18 protein-coding genes and 1 tRNA gene are annotated in these 18,210 nt (G+C 49.4%); 9 read left to right on the forward strand and 10 right to left on the reverse strand.

Going from position 1 to position 18,210, the window contains the following annotated elements; all coding sequences use genetic code 11:
- The first annotated feature begins 26 nt into the window (after positions 1 to 26).
- The 6 genes from MHM86_RS05225 (at position 27) to MHM86_RS05250 (ending at position 4,565) form a co-directional block, all read left to right on the forward strand.
- Positions 27 to 100: transfer RNA gene (locus tag MHM86_RS05225), tRNA-Cys, on the forward strand.
- A 123-nt stretch (positions 101 to 223) separates the two neighbouring features.
- Positions 224 to 1,921, forward strand: a complete 1,698-nt coding sequence (locus tag MHM86_RS05230) for a DUF6538 domain-containing protein (protein WP_239196627.1) — start codon at positions 224 to 226, stop codon at positions 1,919 to 1,921.
- A gap of 151 nt (positions 1,922 to 2,072) precedes the next feature.
- Positions 2,073 to 2,276: a hypothetical protein gene (locus tag MHM86_RS05235; RefSeq protein WP_239196629.1), complete on the forward strand. Its 204-nt coding sequence runs from the start codon at positions 2,073 to 2,075 to the stop codon at positions 2,274 to 2,276.
- Between the two features lie 328 nt (positions 2,277 to 2,604).
- Complete coding sequence (locus MHM86_RS05240) at positions 2,605 to 2,994, forward strand: hypothetical protein (protein WP_239196631.1); 390 nt, start codon at positions 2,605 to 2,607, stop codon at positions 2,992 to 2,994.
- 17 nt (positions 2,995 to 3,011) lie between these two features.
- The gene (locus tag MHM86_RS05245) at positions 3,012 to 3,488 is read left to right on the forward strand and encodes an ImmA/IrrE family metallo-endopeptidase (RefSeq protein WP_370644040.1); all 477 of its coding nucleotides are present in this window, start codon (positions 3,012 to 3,014) and stop codon (positions 3,486 to 3,488) included.
- Positions 3,489 to 4,565, forward strand: coding sequence for a beta family protein (locus MHM86_RS05250; RefSeq protein ID WP_239196633.1), 1,077 nt, complete (start codon positions 3,489 to 3,491; stop codon positions 4,563 to 4,565).
- Between the two features lie 82 nt (positions 4,566 to 4,647).
- Here the strand turns inward: MHM86_RS05250 and MHM86_RS05255 are convergent, their stop codons facing one another.
- Positions 4,648 to 5,205 carry a recombinase family protein gene (locus MHM86_RS05255; RefSeq protein WP_239196635.1) on the reverse strand — a complete coding sequence of 186 codons (558 nt, stop codon included), beginning with the start codon at positions 5,203 to 5,205 and terminating at the stop codon, positions 4,648 to 4,650.
- A 414-nt stretch (positions 5,206 to 5,619) separates the two neighbouring features.
- Here MHM86_RS05255 and MHM86_RS05260 point away from each other — a divergent pair, with 414 nt between their 5' ends.
- Positions 5,620 to 7,491: an HAD-IB family phosphatase gene (locus tag MHM86_RS05260; RefSeq protein ID WP_239196637.1), complete on the forward strand. Its 1,872-nt coding sequence runs from the start codon at positions 5,620 to 5,622 to the stop codon at positions 7,489 to 7,491.
- 199 nt (positions 7,492 to 7,690) lie between these two features.
- Here MHM86_RS05260 and MHM86_RS05265 read toward each other — a convergent pair whose 3' ends face one another.
- The 6 genes from MHM86_RS05265 to MHM86_RS05290 all read right to left on the reverse strand — a co-directional run bounded on the left by MHM86_RS05265 (position 7,691) and on the right by MHM86_RS05290 (position 14,190).
- Positions 7,691 to 8,089 (reverse strand): hypothetical protein, encoded by a 399-nt coding sequence (locus MHM86_RS05265; protein WP_239196639.1) that lies wholly within the window; start codon positions 8,087 to 8,089, stop codon positions 7,691 to 7,693.
- Positions 8,090 to 8,441: 352 nt separating this feature from the next.
- Entirely contained in the window at positions 8,442 to 11,405 is a 2,964-nt protein-coding gene (locus MHM86_RS05270) for a hypothetical protein (protein WP_239196641.1), read from the reverse strand.
- 456 nt (positions 11,406 to 11,861) lie between these two features.
- Positions 11,862 to 12,326 carry a hypothetical protein gene (locus MHM86_RS05275; RefSeq protein WP_239196643.1) on the reverse strand — a complete coding sequence of 155 codons (465 nt, stop codon included), beginning with the start codon at positions 12,324 to 12,326 and terminating at the stop codon, positions 11,862 to 11,864.
- 828 nt (positions 12,327 to 13,154) lie between these two features.
- Positions 13,155 to 13,577, reverse strand: a complete 423-nt coding sequence (locus MHM86_RS05280) for a hypothetical protein (protein WP_239196645.1) — start codon at positions 13,575 to 13,577, stop codon at positions 13,155 to 13,157.
- Entirely contained in the window at positions 13,561 to 13,869 is a 309-nt protein-coding gene (locus MHM86_RS05285; RefSeq protein ID WP_239196647.1) for a hypothetical protein, read from the reverse strand. The genes MHM86_RS05280 and MHM86_RS05285 overlap by 17 nt, the downstream gene beginning before the upstream one ends.
- 24 nt (positions 13,870 to 13,893) lie before the next feature.
- On the reverse strand, positions 13,894 to 14,190 hold the full coding sequence (locus tag MHM86_RS05290) for a hypothetical protein (protein WP_239196649.1): 297 nt from the start codon (positions 14,188 to 14,190) through the stop codon (positions 13,894 to 13,896).
- Between the two features lie 346 nt (positions 14,191 to 14,536).
- Between MHM86_RS05290 and MHM86_RS05295 the strand changes: the two genes are divergently transcribed.
- Complete coding sequence (locus MHM86_RS05295) at positions 14,537 to 14,965, forward strand: helix-turn-helix domain-containing protein (RefSeq protein WP_239196651.1); 429 nt, start codon at positions 14,537 to 14,539, stop codon at positions 14,963 to 14,965.
- Positions 14,966 to 15,595: 630 nt separating this feature from the next.
- Here the strand turns inward: MHM86_RS05295 and MHM86_RS05300 are convergent.
- Positions 15,596 to 15,832 carry a hypothetical protein gene (locus MHM86_RS05300; protein ID WP_239196653.1) on the reverse strand — a complete coding sequence of 79 codons (237 nt, stop codon included), beginning with the start codon at positions 15,830 to 15,832 and terminating at the stop codon, positions 15,596 to 15,598.
- Between the two features lie 112 nt (positions 15,833 to 15,944).
- Between MHM86_RS05300 and MHM86_RS17135 the strand changes: the two genes are divergently transcribed.
- The gene (locus tag MHM86_RS17135) at positions 15,945 to 16,136 is read left to right on the forward strand and encodes a recombinase family protein (RefSeq protein ID WP_370644056.1); all 192 of its coding nucleotides are present in this window, start codon (positions 15,945 to 15,947) and stop codon (positions 16,134 to 16,136) included.
- A 91-nt stretch (positions 16,137 to 16,227) separates the two neighbouring features.
- Here the strand turns inward: MHM86_RS17135 and MHM86_RS05305 are convergent, their stop codons facing one another.
- Entirely contained in the window at positions 16,228 to 16,983 is a 756-nt protein-coding gene (locus tag MHM86_RS05305; RefSeq protein ID WP_239196655.1) for an aspartate/glutamate racemase family protein, read from the reverse strand.
- Between the two features lie 48 nt (positions 16,984 to 17,031).
- A complete protein-coding gene (locus MHM86_RS05310) occupies positions 17,032 to 18,195 on the reverse strand; it encodes a Xaa-Pro peptidase family protein (RefSeq protein WP_239196657.1) in 1,164 nt (387 codons plus the stop codon).
- Between the last annotated feature and the right edge of the window lie 15 nt (positions 18,196 to 18,210).

The following is an 18,210-nucleotide window of genomic DNA, read 5'->3' on the forward strand; positions in this document are numbered from 1 at the left end:
CACTGCGTACCGGCTACACCACGGATGGCGAGTTGGCGGAGTGGTGACGCAGCGGATTGCAAATCCGTGTACACCGGTTCGATTCCGGTACTCGCCTCCAATAAAACTTCTTGACCAAAATTCCCCAATGAATTCAATTAACACCATGTTTTACAGGGTGTTATGATTCAGCATGTGCGAAACCGTGTGCGAAGTTGTGTGCGAAAACGGTCAGGACTAGGGCATGAAGTATCTCAAACCACGAGGCGATTGGTACCACTTTGAACGAGTGGTTCCTCCTGATGTGCGACATCTTATTCCCCCAAAAGAATGGCGGCATACCCTCGACACTGACAGCAGGGTTGAAGCTGAGGCCCGCTGTAGACGCAGAACAGTTGAAACAGACGAGCAGTTAAAGCAGGCCAGAAACGGCACTTACCGTCGCCTTAGCCAAATAGAGATCGAAAACCTTGCCGCCCAATGGGGCATCTACTTTCAACTGATCAATCGTGAGAACATTGCGCGTGAAGCCTTCCCAGATGTATGGGGTGAACTGGATGCCATCGGAGATGAGGCACCGCGCCCTATCATTCGCAAGAAATCCGATCTGGCACAGTATGTGGCGGACTGGTTAGAGAAAACCGATACCAATAGCATATCAACTGACACACCTGACTTCGAGGCGCTGCTCGATGCCTGTCTGGACGAGTATCTTGTATCCAACCCTGAAATTTCAAATGGTTGGAAAGAAGTCCTAACTGAGTTGAACGCATTGCCTGAAGGCCCTGCCCCATCAACCTTCGGGACACTAAAAAGAACAAAGAAAATTGATCCGAAGCGTAGGCTCTCTGTCGCCTTCAACAAGTATTTGCAGGGAAACCCAGACATCAGCGGCAGCGCGGTTTCAGACTTTGGCACTGGCGTCCGCCGCTTCATTGAGTTTTGCGGCGATCTTGATGTTGAAGAAATAGACCGAACACACGCTGAAAAATTTCGAGATGGTCTGCTACGTTTCCCATCTCGACCACCCAATAAAATCCGCGCTCTGACAATGCAAAAACAACTCGATTGGGCCGATACGAACGAGACAACTACCCTCCAACGAGGGGCGGTTAACAAAAATATTCAGGGCGTAAAGCTGGCTTTGGACTACGCATATAGCGACACCGCACTCATCAAAGACCGCAGTTGGCGTAACCCGTTCGAAGGCTTTATCAAAAAGGTGAAGCAGTCAAAGACTGATCGCAAGAAAGGGTTCACAGACGAACAAGTCAAGATCGTGTTTTCACGAGAGGTTTTTCGCCCAAAAACCGCAGAGCGGTTCTGGATACCGGTTGTGTTATTCTACACAGGAGCGCGACTGGATGAAATTTCCCAACTCCATGTGTCTGATGTCAAATACTCACCTGTCCCACATCTGCTTTGCGAAAATCTGGAAGATGAAGACCCCGCACTTGCAAAACTTCTCAAGAACGAGACCTCACATCGAACGATCCCAATACCTGACGAACTGCTGAACTTAGGCTTCTTGGATTACACTGAAGCGGTCAAAGCAAGCGGACACGTTCACTTATTTCCCCATCTACCCCACAAAAGCGGGAAAAAACGTGCTGGGTACGTATCTAGGACGTTCATGGAAGCCTTCCGTGAACATGGCGAACGACATCCTGAGACCCAACTAAACACGCTGAAATTGAGAACGCACAGTTTACGTCATACATATCGGCGCGCTGCCTTTAATGTACCAGATCAAGACTTCGTAAAGATCGTGATGGGGCACTATGTCGATGGCGAGTCAATTCAAACCTACGGCTGGGAAATCTACAACCTACCAGATATTTTGAAAGTACAAGCAACTCAACACGTCAAACTACCCTCTATAGACACTGGCTACCTAAACGCATTAGCGGACCAATTCTTGAAAGACCTGGCTCAGGCGTAAGCCGCCCTTCGACTAAAGCTATTTGCCCGCTCTGGAGTAATGCGGACGGCCACCTGCGGCATAGCATCAACGCCTCTAATTTCGCGGATAGCTTGAAGGTCTACTGGCTCTGGCCACACACAGCCTCAGGCATTCATTCAGGACGCGCGCGTTGTTTCTGCCCGACCAATTCCTCGTAATGATCGTGATGGGGCACTACGTGGCCGGAGAGTCCATCCAGACCTACGGAAGAGAAGCTTACCTGATGCCAGACTTATTGCATGAAAAGGTTGTGCGAGACATTCATGTTCCAGAAATCGATCTGGGCTACTTTCGTGATGAGGCCGACCGTTATCTGGAAGGTCTCAACTTATGATTTATCGTAGGCACAATAGGTTGCCCGGTCAGCCGTCAACCTGCTTTGCTGCCACAACGGCTTCATCCAGCTTTGAGCATTTGATTGCCTTGAAGTCCTCCGCTTCTTCAAAGTGCGTGGGACCAACTCAGTGAGGGAGGTTCAAGAACGCTGCGACCTAACCCACCTCATTGGGCTAGTATGCTTCAGCCAACGCGCGCGATATAGTTCATCTTCGGTTTCAATGCACAATCAATGGGTGAGTTCTGCCCCCCCCTCACACACTCCGATCATGGACCTTAAGGAAAAAGTCGTGTACCAGCCGAAGGAACCTTTTTAGAGACGTATAATGTATTTGACCATTAAGATAGCTGTTGGTGTTGCGCTGGGAATTGCAATCTGCGCACTCATTTGGATGTACTCCCCGGTCCAAGTAACAAGGAATAGCCCCGCTTCGATTAGCATCTCATATGTGGATGTTGTGTCGATCATGCTCACTGCCGTCTCTGTGATCTTAGGCGCTTTGGGCTTCGTGGTAGCGATCCTTGCATTCATCGGCTGGAACTCAATCGGTGACAAAGTCACGACCGCTTCAAGAGAATTTCTCCGAGAGTCCGTAAAAGAAGGTGGCGATCTGCACGCACTCGTGAAAAAGGAAGCAAAGTCTATTATCTATAGGGGGATCGAACCCGTAGATACAGAGTTTGAAGAAGAAGCTGACGACGGAGAAAAAGTGTGAGCCGAGAGTGGGAGCGGGTGCAAGCCGAACATAAGGCGGTCATTTTACCGTTTTTGAGTGCTGTGCCTGTCAAGATCGCAACTATGGCTCGTGCACTCGATATAGAAGTAAAGAGCGCGACCCTGCGCCCACGGATTTCAGGTCAGATTCAACGCTCAGAAAGCAGTGGGTCGGGTTACCGCATTAGAGTAAATCGGCACGAAGCCTCTACCCGGCAACGCTTCACGATTGCGCATGAAATTGCCCACTTCCTTTTGCACAGGGAATTTATTGGTGATGGAATCGAAGACTCAATTTTGTACCGTTCAACGCTCTCTGATGCACGTGAGGCTGAAGCCAACCGCCTTGGTGCTCAACTGTTGATGCCGGAGCAGAGTGTTGTTCGTGCCTTGAGAGATTATGGCGGCAGGGCTACACCTGAAATTGCGCGGGCATTGGCTGAGAGATTTGAAGTTTCTGAAGCTGCAATGAGTATTAGACTGGGATTAGGGTAATTGTCCGTAAATATTAGAAACACTGCATACATACCGACTATTTTTCTTAGAGGTTCAGAACTCCAAGCGGTAGCTGAACTTCCAGACTCATCCAAAGATATTTTAACCCCAGTATTTTGTCTTAAACCGTGGAAAACCGCCAAGTTGCTTAGTCGCTCCATGGAGCAGATTGAAAAAGCTTATGGTGATCGTCCATACTTTCTGGACATAGACCCCTTCGATCCCGTGAAGGAGGTCAAGCGCCAATCTCAAGAAGAGTTTCTTGAGCTTGTTGACGACACAGACAAGCATCAAAGTTGGGTTGAGTTTTTTGATGACTACCCAAACGCTTTTCCCTGCCTACAGGTAAAACATGGAAATCTGACATCCATACAAAATCAGATCACTGAATTTACAAAGCGTGAAAAAGTGTTCTTGGTACGTATAGAAAGAGAAAATGGAACTAATTTCTCTTCCGTGATTGAAGCCGTTTGCAACACGGAACACTCCAACTTCGGTTTTGTAGTCGATGTTGGTTGGTCAACAGACCTCTTAAGCTTGGTTTCATGGGCTGATGGAATCGTGAAACAAATTGTAGACCAGCGTGGTGACGATATTCCGGTTGTCGTAACCGGAAGCAGCTTCCCAAACAATTTCGTAAAGATGGAATTAGGCCAAGAGGTCCCCTTGCAGGAGCGCGCTCTATTTTCACAACTGCAAGGTAACAACAACCGAGCGCGGTTAATCTATGGTGATTGGGGGAGCAGCCGCTGCCCTACAGAAGGAGGCGGAGGTGGAAACCCTATTCCCCCTCGCATTGACCTACCAACGGGTAGGACGTGGGAAATATACCGATGCAAGGAGGAAGATGGAGGCTTCAAAGAAGCTGCGGAGAATGCGCGGGCGAGTAAAAACTACCCTTCCGACCTGCACATCTGGGCCACCTACATGATTGATGCGACTGAGCTTGGTGATCCCAATGGCATCAAGTCGCTACAAAAAGCGACTGCGGTCCGGATCAACATGCACTTATATCGGCAACTTCACTTTGCGAACTTTGATCCTGCACCCGATACAGACGACGACTTTATTGAATAGGTTTCTTATCGTTGGTAAGGGCTGTTACCGCGCTCAATGCGGTCAGCAAGGAATGCAGCTTGAGGAGAGGTTGATCGACCAACTACTGTGAAGATGTCTTGAATATCCGGTACACAGAGGCGCGACCTATTCCCATTTGTTTGGCTATCGCAGTTGCGCCCATTCCTTGTTCCTTCAAAGTCATGATTTTTTCAGCATCTATGCTGACTGGTCGCCCCCGGTACTTCTCAGGATTATTAACCTTCGCCCGTGCTATACCCTCAGCCTGCCTGCGTTTGGAAATGTTGCGTTCCCATTGTGCGAACGCAGCCAGCATATGAAGTTGTAACCGCGCCAGTGGATCGTCATCATCCTTTGAGAACCTTAGCCGTTCTGACACGAACTCCACTGTGACGCCTTTGTCGTTGAGTTCCTCTACGATGTTCAGCAAGTCGCGGATATCACGGCCCAGCCTATCAAGTGAATGAACGACCACACAATCGCCCTCACGACAAAAGGCCATCATGTCGTTCAGCCCCGGACGCGCGCGTGATGCTCCGGTCAGCATATCTTCGAACACCTTTTCAATGTCAGGCTGATCTATAAGTTGACGATCCAAATTCTGGTCAGTGGTGCTGACCCTACGATATGCAACGCGCATCCATTCTCCCGTGTCTCACTTAGGTCTAGATCATTACAGGGATTCGTCTCATAAATCAAATTAGGCCCTAATAAGACGCCCCCAGCCTATCATGACTGCCTCACATCACTGTCTCGTATTGGTTTACCCAGTTGAAACAAGTGATCTGCAGCACACTAAACTGATGTTCAGCGGTAACCTCAACGTGTGACGTAATGCGCATAAGCCGTCGTTGTTCCAGTGTACACCGCAGACTTCATAGAGCCCAGAACGCTGATACTTCAGAAATCATCAAAGCCAAAACATGTATCAAGCAAATCTTAAACGACCCATTTCCGGTCTTCAGTCCAGTTAACACGAATGAAAGTATTGCGCGAACTTCAGCATCATCTAGGGTTGCATCTGCATTTTGTTTAACAAAAAGAGTTTGATCGCATGTTGCTCTCTGACGAACTTTCGGAAAAAACCGCCAAGCTCTTGGTCGATGGCAAAGCAATTCTGTTTGCCGGTGCCGGACTATCGCTGCAGGCACGTTCTCCCAGCGATGCATCTGCTCGATTGCCGCTTTGGGGTGACCTGAGCCAACTTATCGCGCGTGCGTTCAATGAAGATTTGGCTGCATACGGCAATAATCTCTTTGACTTATTCGATTCAATTGCGCGTAAGAATGGAAGAGCAGCATTGGAGGATGAAGTAAGGAAGGCTATTCCAGAAAGAGACTTTGAGCCCGGCGAACTGCATGGTTTACTTACGTCACTTCCTTGGGCCCGAATTTACACAACAAACTACGACAATTTGCTAGCGCGAAGCCTTGGCGAGCATCACCCTATTTCTGATGAAGAAGATTTTGAGTACCTTGGAAGGCCTCTGAAAGATCAGCCCAAACTCATTCACCTTCACGGAACACTGCGAAACATTCATACCCTGACAGGTGAAGATTACAATCAATGGGCCGAAAGACACCGTAGAGCAAGCCTGAAAGTTACAGTCGATGGATTGGAACACTGCTTCTTGTTTATGGGATATTCTAACTCAGATCCTCACTTCCGACACGGATTAATACCGCTCATTAACGATTTGAAGGGCAGAAGAGGGCATCCTAACTTTTCGTGGATGTGGAAACCTTCACAAGATCAGATGAAACTTCTTGCAGAACGTGATGGTGTTAGTGTTCACCCAATTGAGCAAGATGACGAGTGGGTTGGCAGTGTGAAAAAGTTGGTAGACGCCTATTCTGAAGTTAAATCTCGTTCAAAAAAAGAACGCAGGGCAATATCGATAGAGAATAGAGATGTTTTTGCACAAGCGGGAGGTGGAAAAGCTCGCATTAACGGATATAAACTTTTTTACTATCGAGATCATGCGAGCATATCACGATCAAAACTAGCCAAAATGAGTAACCTTGGGGTCCGCAAGCTTGAAACACTTGAGACAGTTAATCGCCAAGTTGTGTTAGGCCCAGATTGTTTCAAAGAGTGCTCAATTGTAGATATTTGGAAGCTTGAGAAAGCACTCGGGATTGAGACCTCTTTAGAGTACGGAAAGTCGGACGATTTCCTCGCGTATTACATAGAATACTACAAGAACAACTGGAAGAAACGCCGGAAAAAGAGTGTAACACAGCAAAGAGGGATTTTTACCGGAACTACCGCTGCTGTTGTATTTGATTTTGGTGGAACGCTAACGAAACCAAAGTTCTTAGAAAGTACCTGGGAGCGCATCTGGGGGACCGTTGGCTATTCGTTGAAAGAGGCAAACGAACTCCATCACCTCTTCTCGGCGGGGAAAATTTCTCATAAGAAGTGGTGTGATCTAACTTGTCAAAAACTAAGGCAGCGAAATTTCAGCGAAAGTCACTTTAAATCGGTATATGAAGACATCCAACCAAACGAAGGATTGAATGAGACTTTTGAGGCCCTTTACGCAAAAGGAATCAGGATTTCAATTGTGTCTGGGTCTTTGCGCTCAATAATTCAGCATGTTCTGGGTGATTCAGCAAAGTATGTAGATGACATCCAAAGTAATCGTTTTTTGTTTGATCGTGATGGGCTACTAAAAGAGATACGTGGTCACAATTATGATTTTATTGGAAAATCCCATTTCATCACTAAACTATCGAAGGAACTTGGATGTCATCCAATAGACATTCTGTTTGTTGGAAACTCACTAAATGATGAGCAAGCCGCGCTTTCTGGAGCGCGCACGCTTTGCGTAAACCCTAAGCACACTCACTATCATGTGCCGTCAATGTGGAATGACTCTATTCGTGAGATGTCTGACCTAAGAGAAATTCTTGATTACGTTTAAATGTGAACTCTGATTGTTTTCAAAGTTCTTGCGCATGATCTGCGCTTTCTGAACACACAATATTCTCTGCACCTGCGCCCTGTTCAGTTATATAATGCTTTGAGCACACAATTAGAGGGTTTTCGAGAAGCCATCTAGTGTGGCAGTTTTGTCCGCACTGCGTTCACTGCAAAGTGTACCGCAGAACGTTAGCTTGACCTCACCACACCCTATCTGGTGAGTTCTCCATACCCATCAGCACTTGTCCATCTCCGATGATCATTTCCGCGCGCGTTGCCATTAGGTCGATAAGGCCCTTGTTACGCCAGTCACCAAAGGCACGGGATATTGCCAGTTCCAATGTGTTGTTGGTTACCTTGAACACAGTGGATGCCACCCAGTCTTCGCCGTCTTGATCTGACCAGATATCAATCAGCAGATTTCCGTGTGGTACACCAGAAAGATAACCGGGAACATCTGGGTCTGCATTCAGGACGAAATCATAGTCTTCAGCGACTGTGTGGAAACGGACCGTGATGAATAGATCATGATAACCATCATCAAGAATAGGTTTGAAGATATCTGGAGCGGGGTAATCACGGGGTGCGTATATTTGCATTGGGACCTCATTTGTTTGTTCGAGGTATTTAGTGATTTTGCATACACGGCGAACAAGTTAGCCCTGTGATCCAGATAAATGTGGTGAAGCTGATCGGATCTCAAACCTGCGCCGCCGGATGACGGAGAAAGGAGGGGGGGTAAAAAGTCGGATGCTAATAAGATATCTATTAGGTCACGACTTATTTTCCCCAAGGGGTGCCTAAGGCTGTACACGGGATGTTCTGACGGGGCGCAGCCCCGTCTGTATGTCTCATTCTTTCTATATGAATTGAACCTCGTGGCCGTTAGGCCACGATCAGGCACCTGCCGTCAGGTTCGCCTGCGAACCTGATCTGCGGGTGGCGGCAAACTTAAGGAACAAGATAGGCTGGATAACGACCTGACGCAAAGAAGTCTGATCCACCAAGACAACGGTACAGTGTAGGGGATACAATGATTTCATGGTCATACGGCGTCTCAGGATGTTTTCTAAGGCCACGGTTGCGACCAACTGCTTGATTCAGCCTATCCCGATAAAAGTCACCGTAGACATCCTTGATGCCGAACTTCTGAGCAATGACATTGAGTCTGCAATATTCGTCCTTTGCAAGGAAGGTCAGGACTGTGCTGATATTGACCTGTTTCAGGTCGTTACGACCACGGGCGCTGATATGGCTGCTGACACTTCCGTTAAGATCATTCGCCATATCGGTGATGACGAAGTCCATACCATCACCCAAACGATCCTGCACCAGTCTGTCAATTTTATCTTTAGAAGCCCTCTTATCCCGTCGCAGTCGAATGCTGTCTGAGGATGTAAACTCTTCCCTGTCCAGCCTGTGCACCCTGATAGCCGCCCGGGTAGGATTGTTAGGATTCTTGATGGACCGGGCGATCTGAGCAACCAATGCTTCTGTGGTGGTGATCAGTAATCTGGCACGTTGCTGGAACCACCAATTGCGCACTTTGAGATAGAAGGATGTACCATGTGAACTGAGATACATCGCATCTTCAGTGTTATTGATCCCGAACGGATGTTGATGAAAATCCACAGAGATCAAATCCTGACTGTCAAACCCAATGTCGATAATCTGGTTCAGATCATGAAACCCAAGCGTCTTCATCTTATCCGAACCATGATCAGAAAAAATCTGATAACGCTGGGACTGGTTGACCTTTGACCAATCTTGCCCAGTTAGTTTCTTCACCAGTTTACGGAATTTCTTGGCGGTTTTTACATCGCGCGCAGGCTTAATATGCACCAGATCATCAAGAGATGCTTCGTCATGAATGACACGATAAAGCCTGAACTGAAGGGCTAATTCCGACCAGACCTTTGGATCATTAAGGGCAGTATCGTCGAAGGAAGGATGTAACCAAGCTTTGGATACGGATGGCTGATTGAAGTTCTGCGCCATGTCATGACTGGTGAATAGGATGACGCTGGTTGAATGCTGGAACCCATTGAAAGTGGTACCACCAACGCCGGGAACCACCCAGCTTTCGTTTTTCTCTGTAGTGAGGTCTTTGAAGATGGCTGGCTGTTTGGTCGCCACAGCCTCCACCAATGAGTTGAAACCCATTCTTAATGCGTCTGCATAGGTGATGTGGCTGATATCGTTCCTTGCACAATATTGCCCATAGAGTTCAGAGAATGAGGTCAGCAACACCGGCGCAGGTAGGTCTATGGATGCATGATCGGTCTGCTGAAGCCACCATGTATGGTAGGCGTCATAGTGCTCTTTTGCTTGTTTATATGATGATGCTGCTACGACTTGAAACCCATTGTCAGGCGCAACCAGTTTGTCACCGGAGAAGAAATTTGTCAGCATATCGTCCAACCGGAACCGGCCAGCATCACGAATAGCCGCAGTTGTCTTCCCTCCACCCTCGGCGCTGACGATCATATTGCGCGCAAATCTCTGCGATACATCCCACGCCAAGATCGACATGGCCGACCGAATGTGTTGAGGGGCTGTGGTTAGGAGATGTTTTGAGAAGAGGCGCAGTGATGATCCATAGCGTTTTGTCGTTGGTTGGTGGTTTTCTGCTCTTAGATGGCCGTTTCGTGCATCAATTTCTGTCTGTAGCTCAACCAGAAGTTCACCCAACGTAAAGGATGTGTCCGGAAGCAGTTTATAAGTTTCACCGTCAGGCACGCCGCGACCACGCCAAAGCATAGATCGATAGTCCTCAGCGATGAATGAGCTTGGGTTCTGATCGGCAGGGCTATTGTGAAACCAGACCGTTAACCCATTCACTTCTTCAGTGATGGCTGCAGGCTTTGGATAATCTGTACCCCAACCCGTACGCAAATAGTCTGTCAGCGCCGGGAGGAGATCATCTGCACATAGATCAAAAGTGCGTCGATCTGAGGATGATTTTGCAACCTGAGTTGGTGGCATAGAGTTGGCGTCACTGGCACTTAGGAAGTAACCTTTCGCACGTTTGGCAGATGTTTTCCGCAGTCCTTCTTCAAGAACAATTTGGGGAATGAGATCGCCTGCTCTGAAGCCATGGGCATTGTCAGCCTGTGCAACTCGAAGCCCCCACGGCAGGCGTCTTTTCTGATGGAGGTAACGCAGATTGTGGTCGAACTTGGTCTCGATACCTGTGACTTTGGGGATGATATCATCCAAAGTGTCCCAGCACGCTGAGTAATAATCCCAGATCATACCTTGATCGATATCACCTTGCCAGTGGTCACGCAGTTGCGCTTCTGGATTCTTACCATTCAGTCGTGCATGAACTTCTGTCGCGCGTCGGTCCAGGTGGATGCTGGAAAACAGCAAATGAATGTGAAGTGACTTATTGCCGGACCAAACAACCGTGTACCCACGGTAATCCCTATAGTGCTGAGCGAGGTATTGATCCAATTGGTCTACTAATGTCTTTCCACTAGGGGATTTCAACCAAATCCAGTCACACTGCGTCTGAAGGTCCGTTTGGTCAGCTTCGAACGTGAACACCCAGAACGGGGCCACCGCGCATCTTTCTTTTGGGCGTTGCCAAGTTCCATCATCGTATTGAAATGCTGGTTCTAGCATTGGGTTGCTGAACAAAGAGAAGGCAACCTGTGCCGCTTCATCCTTGTTAAGAAGATCAACTGCGCGTGCACTGCCATGATGAGAAAAGCTGGATGCTTTGTCTTCATGCATTGGTACATGTAGATTAAGGTCTTGGATGACCAATGATGGTGCGATCCAATGGTCCCAGAGATCATTGCGCTTTTGTGGTGTTGCGCATCGGCGGATAAACCTTTGATGGTACGCAGGCTCAATGCCTAGATCGACACCCGGCTCTCTCAGGTGCTCAGCAAAATCAATTTCGCGCATTCTTCACCCCTCAGAAGCTGTGATCAGATCGGGTAACAGCGCCACCAGATACGCCATGTGACCGAAGTTCGACCTGTCACGGCTATTTAGTGTGACGCCGGATGTTACGTGTCTACCTTGTGAAACTGCGGCTGCAAATCAGCCTTGGCCCCTAAATACGAGAGAGCGCACAAAGGAGGAAATTAGATGTCCAGCACCCGCCATACATTTCGGAACATTCCAGATGAACTAATCCTAGAGGCGAAGATTCACGCTTTGCAGACAGGTCGCACACTCAGCCAATTAGTTCAGGACGCACTTGAGTATTTGATGTCTGAAGAAGCTGAGAACCCAGACTAAGGTTCCCATCTGTTCTTTGGTAACAAGCCGCTGACCCACGCCGTGGCAAAGTCCTATATATCATACACCAGCGCATTGAGCATCTGCGCGAAGTTGGCCTCACTTCGCGCTAGACGGTCAGTTTACAGTTGCCTCACTGGCTTTCAGGTCTTTCACAAATGTTAACAGTCGTCGCTCCAGATCATAGGCAGCGGCCATCATGGCCAGACCTGCTACGCCGGGAAATCGATCCATTTCAGTTTCTAAGTACTCTCTTGCCAGAGCCTCCTGCTCGGGTGAAAGGTCTGTCTCTGTTTCATCAAGATTCTTGAGAGCTTGGCTAACAACGTGATCATCGAAACTGTCCTTGACGACACCATAATCAACATATTCGTCAAATGCTGCTCGCCATGCCCAATAAATATGGGCCCCAAACTCTACATCCCACTGAACCTCATGCTCCATGTAGTAGTTGTAGAGATATCGGCAGACTGGTGACGTGCCCGGTTCATTACACTCTGAAGTGGCCTCCGGCGCAGTGTTCAACTCAACCGGACCATCTTTCGGCATCGGTTGAGTTTCTGACGGGATAGTGTTTTCCATGTGGTTTTCCTTTTTACATGGGTTAGGACAAAAGTGTCCGGCCATTGGCCCGAATTAAAACCGGGCCAACGCTGTTTGTGTTCACATGAGATTTGAGCGCACGAAATGCGCACCAAGAGATGCACCTACGATGGGATGCAGTTCACAGTTCTGGTCGCCGGGTTAGGGCTGCCAGTTGCGAAAATCTCTTCATTGAATGGGACAGGTTTCCTGACTGTTTCCAAAACCCGGATGGGGCGTGGCTGACGTAGCCATGAAACGGCCAAGAGACCAAAGATCACATGTTCATGGTGGGGGTACTCCCCCGAAGTTCTTATTCATCATCTTATATCCTCGTCTGATGATACCTGGGAGTTGGACCCAGCGGGTGGCACGCATGTTCTTTCTGCGCTCACTATCAAAGGTAGGAGCGAGCAAGCAGTCCGACAAGGGGCAATTTGAGTCCGTGATCAACCTTCAATAGATTGATTTAAAATGGTTTTTTCTTGATGAATGAAACTGAAAAAACGCCGTTTCATTCGTCAAGAACGGTTTTGTTTCACCCCAGATTTAAGTAAAAACAACAACTTAGAAAAGTTCTCCAAAATTTCCTTAAGACAGCAATATTGACCCATCTAACGCTACTGAAGATGATCGCAAAATATTTCACTTTGAAACATCCCAAGATTCACAGTTGCAACTGATAAATTTTTAAAAATCAGACTGAACTTTCTGTGGGGGTTTTTGATTCGAAATATCGTAAGACCTTAGAGATGCAAAAAGAACAATAGTCACTAAAATAGGCAATGCTGAAATGAGCAATCAGTGGATGGCTCTCTCTTGAAACCACTATGATAGGGTGGTGGTATGCCGCCCTTTATATTCAGCCATGCAGATCACTTTTCCCGGGGCTAGTCCGCACAACATATGCTCAAAGTCAGGTGGCTTGGATCGTGGATCATGTAAACCATAGCTTTGTTTGAGGCGCACTGCAGCTTGATCATGGAGTTGTTTGACGAGGAAAAGCCGTGCACCCCGTTCATCCGGCCATTCGATGGTTTCAAGAGCGTCCTGCAACAAAGGTGCAAGTAGTCGTTCAAATTCCTGCACCTCCATCCTTTGGACCCGTTTCCAATATGAGAACTGGATGTCCAGAGGTCGCATCCCCATCTGACGCCGGATATGCGCGCGCTCGAACAGGCGTTCAAGGATGGCTTGGCGCGAGGATGATGGCACCAACGACAGACGGACTGGGTTATCGGTCGATGTCATTCATTGCCTCTTGTAACTTTAATCCCGGCTCCTGAAAGCCAAGCTTCCCACCTCTTGCCCAGATGATCAAAAGGGCAGCTTGTCTTCTACGGACCCACAGAATTTTTTCTGCATGGGTCATGGAAACCCAGCGATGGGAAAACAAACTGCTCTGCTGACACCGGCGTGATTGTAGGGCCAGTTCGATCTGTTCAATCCATTGTTCGTTCGTGAATCTGGGCAATAGATCGGATTGAAACAGGCGATCCCAAATCCATTGGTGCCATTTTTTCACCCGCACTGTATCAGTCATCCCTGAGATGCATGATGAACTTGGTCAACCGTCCGCTTGCAGCAGTCTTTGACGGGCCTCTGCTTCCATCTGTGATACCAAATCAGGGTTGGCTGCACGCCAAGCTACATAAGCGGCGTAACCGCGTCGGTTTACATCTGCACGTTCTTCTGGGGTCATCGATTGGTAGGCTTGCATATCGACGTTTGGCACAAACCCGACTTTGATCTCCATATAAGCAGCGGCACATGCTTCTGCCTCAGTACGTTCCAGAACGCGCAGTTCAGCAGCTTCTGAGCAGGTGAAATATGCGGCAATCAATGCAATGGCTTCTGGTGTCATAGGTTCTCCTTCTTCCTGATAGGCTGTTGCTGGCTCAGAAGTAGGTCATTCACGGTCACCGCACCTTCAGTCGCTGCGATAATCGCGCGAATAGTTTTTTGATGTGGAAACACACGGCCCGTCCGTATCCGATACACCGTTGCAGCATTTACGCCGATGCGGTCCGCAAAGTCCGCTCCGGAAATACCATTAGCGTTAAGGTAATCGTCCAACTTCATGTATCATGCAATATGCGCATAATGCATGATTCGCAATTGAGGAATAGCAGTTTTGGACACCTTTCAACTTCCCGGTTCATGCATTTTGTGCATTATGGGTCGCAACACTAGAGACCTGAGGCCGCACAATGCTGCACGAAACACTCAAAGAAGCGCGGCTGAACGCAAAGTTAACGGTCACAGAAACAGCAAAGCGGCTGGGGATGTCTCAAAGTACACTCAGTCGCATAGAGGCCGGAGATACGGGTGTGTCATCTCAACGCCTTGTCGATCTGGCTGCCACCTACGGAGTTTCACCCAGCGCGCTGTTAGATGGTTCGGTGGTGCGCAGCATGTCTGAGAATGATCTTGAGCGTATGGGGCTGGTTATAGAGTTCGTTGAAGAAAGCCTAGCAGGCACAACACCGAGACCAACACCCGGTGAAGTGCGGGATACTGTGATCACTATATTCAAGCAGGAAACTGCCTTGTCATGGGATACAGGCGCAGCATTCGATCCCAGCCGTTACAAGGACATCGTAAGCTTGAAGCTCAGAAGGCAGAATGGCAGCGACTAGGTACCAGCCCACCCAAGCTGCCCCAAGAAGCCAATATCAACCTTATTTATAGCCTCATATCGTTTCTCAAGGCTATGAGCTTCACCGTAGTCACCAGCTACATCACCAGAACCATGTCCGGTAAAGAAATCGCTCAGTTCCTTTGTGACTCCGGCGTTCCGAAGCATGTCCTTGAGAGTACCACGGAATGAGTGAAGTGCTTTCCCGTCATCACTGCCAAAAGCAGCGCGAATGAACGGCATCATCGCGCGATGCGTCGATTGCACTTTGAATCATCTTTGTGATCCTCTGAACCTTGGTAACGGCCTACCCTACCCCTTTCATGGTTCGATACAGAACACCAACACACCATCTGTTCGGTGAACCACTAAAGAAACACATCTTCTAGTTCACATAAGTTGTCTCTGGGGAAAAATTACATAAGTCTTGTACACATTCAGCAATTCATCACGGTGATCGATTGTGCGATTTCCTGTGCGATATTACACAAGAGGAAACTGCATAAGTATTTGATAAATATTATTTTTACTGACACCCAAGCATAATCCGGTACTCGCCTCCAATAAAATCAATGACTTGCGTCATTAACCTTCTCCTTCACTGCCGTTTTTGAAACAACCGTTGAAACTTTCACGTTTCGGTCCCGTCTTGTTCTTTTGAATTGCGAGCGCTCTGTGCACGCCTTGCCAGCTCTCGCTGGCGAACTTGACCACCATACTTTTTTAGCATTTCCACACCAGAATGGCCTGTAACTGCTTTAACCATCTCGTCGTCACAACCAGCTAGATAGAGCTCGATGGTTGCATTTTTCCGAAGACCGTGTGTCACATATTCTTGCGCTCGGTCAAATTCCAACCCAGCTTTCACGTCCCTCATTTCTCCAGCTTACCAAAAATTGTATCGTTAACTCATAAATCAATCCAAAGTTGAAAAGTTATTCGAAGATAAGCTGACCGGCCCATGAAGTGCGCGTCTAGGACTGAACGACATGATGGCATTTTGCCGTGAGGGCGAGCGTGTGGTCGCTCATTCACTTGATAGGCTAGGTCGTGATATCCGCGACTTGCTGAACATCGTAGAGGAACTCAACGACAAAGGCGCCACAGTGGCGCTACGACAGAGACGAAGGATAATGATCCAAAACAGCTATCTCTATTCCAAGAAGAGGTAGACATATCTATCACGACTGTAGGAAAGGCGAATTTTAAACACTGGTTGCGTATTTCATAGGGTATTTGGGGCATTTTAGCCGCCCCGCGGATCTAAACCGACGGATCAACCCGCAGCAGCGCACCGAACGCATCGCTCGTCTCCTCAATGCCCGCCAGTCTCAGCATGTGCCATGCTAGCGCCTGATTGCTGGAAAGGACCGGCACACCAATGCGCGCCTCGGCCTTTGCAATCACATCCAAACACCGCAGATTCGTGCAGGATACGACAACCGCATCACAGGGTGCCTGTGCAGCGACATTCTCAATCGCTTGCAAGATTGACGCCTCGGTGATGCGGGCGACAACGCGGTCGTTTCCCTCCTCAAAAGAGCCGAAACCTGTTATCTCGAAACCCGCCTCTTCGAGCCTGCCGCGCATGCCTGCGGACACCGAGGCAATATAGGGCGTCACAAACCCCAGCTTGCGGGCGCCGAGCGATCGCCCCGCCGCGATAAGCGCGGCAAGGGGGTCCGTGATCTTGGCAGTTGGGCAAACGGTTTGGATCGCCTTTGCGACATTATCCGATCCGATCACCGTCGAAGCGGAGGTGCAACCAAACCCGATGACATTAAAGCTGAGCGCGGGTGGTAACAGTTTCGCCGAGGCAGGAAGATCGCGTTCCATCCGGGCCAATGTGTCAGGACGGATGTCAGGCACCATCGGAATGCGGCTGTGATACAGCGCGACGCCTGCATGGTTCAGCAGGCGAGCGAATTCATGCTCCAGCGTTTCATCGGTTTCCAGCACGATCACCCCGAGGTTCGCGCGGGTGCCGATGCCGTCATCGGTTTGAAAATCCAGTTTCACTTCTCACAGTACCCCATTCATGGCAGATCACGGCCTCAGATCACAGCCTCAGATCACAGGCAGCTCTGGCGCCGCTCGTTGGGTCAAGAGGACCGCACCGTTTTCGCGGACAACGATGTTTTCCTCATGCACCATGATCCGCCCCGCGCCATAGCTCAGCGAAGGTTCTAGTGTCAGAACCATATTTTCCACAATTTCTGTTTCGTCCCAGTTGCAATGGGACGGCCATTCGGTCAACTGCATCCCCAGCCCATGCCCCAACCGCCCGACATCACCCCCCTGATCGTCTAGCTCGGCGATGACGCGGTGCATCGCGTTGAACAGATCACGGCAGGTTGCGCCGGGGTGCGCGGCAGCGATCCCGGCCTCTGTTGCGCGCCACAAAACGTCATAGGCCCGGCGGGAAGCATCATCGCCATGCCCGATGGCCCAATTACGATCAAAGTCGCAATAATACCCGTCCCAAACCGCGCCAGTGTCCATCATCAGAACATCGCCACATGCCAATGGGCGCGACGTTGGCGGAGAAATGACATCATGATAGCCTCCCGCATCTGCCCCGCCGACCAGGTACGGCACATCATCTGCACCCTGCGCCAAAGCTGCGCGGCGAAACGCCCGGAACACCTCTTCCAACGGCTGACCTTCCTGCGCGAATTGCGACACCTGTGCAAATGTCCGCGATCCGATGGCGCAGATATGCGAGAGCTTTTCAATCTCTGCCGCGGATTTCACCATCCGTAGACTGCGGATGATCTCCGTTGCATCGGCGACGTGCATCCCGTCGAGCTCCGCCAAGAGCCGTTCATACTCCCCAAGCGGCATCCGCAGCTGGGTTTCGTGCCCTTTCATCACCCCTATAGTGTCACCCCGCGCAGCGTATCCATGCAATAGATCAACCAGCAGGCTGATGCCGTCATCCGCAGGCGCAGGCGCGCCCCAGGTTCGGATATCGTCGATCCAGGTCCGGCGCATCAGATCAGCGCCGATGTCGGGGATAATCGCAATCGGCTTGCCCTCAACCGGCACAAACAGGAACCATGGCCGTGTTGGGCTTTGCCAGAACAGCGTGTGGAAGCCGCTGAAATAGCGCACCTCTGCCTCTGTGCTCAGCAGTATCCCAACCATGCCAGCCGCCGCCATTCTGGCCTGTGCCAAAGCGGTGCGTGTGGCAAATTCTTCGTCGCGGAAGCCGCGTGCAGGGATCGTCATATCTGTACCGCCGGG

The organism is Thalassobius sp. Cn5-15, from assembly GCF_022347685.1.
Taxonomy (GTDB): Bacteria; Pseudomonadota; Alphaproteobacteria; order Rhodobacterales; family Rhodobacteraceae; genus Thalassobius.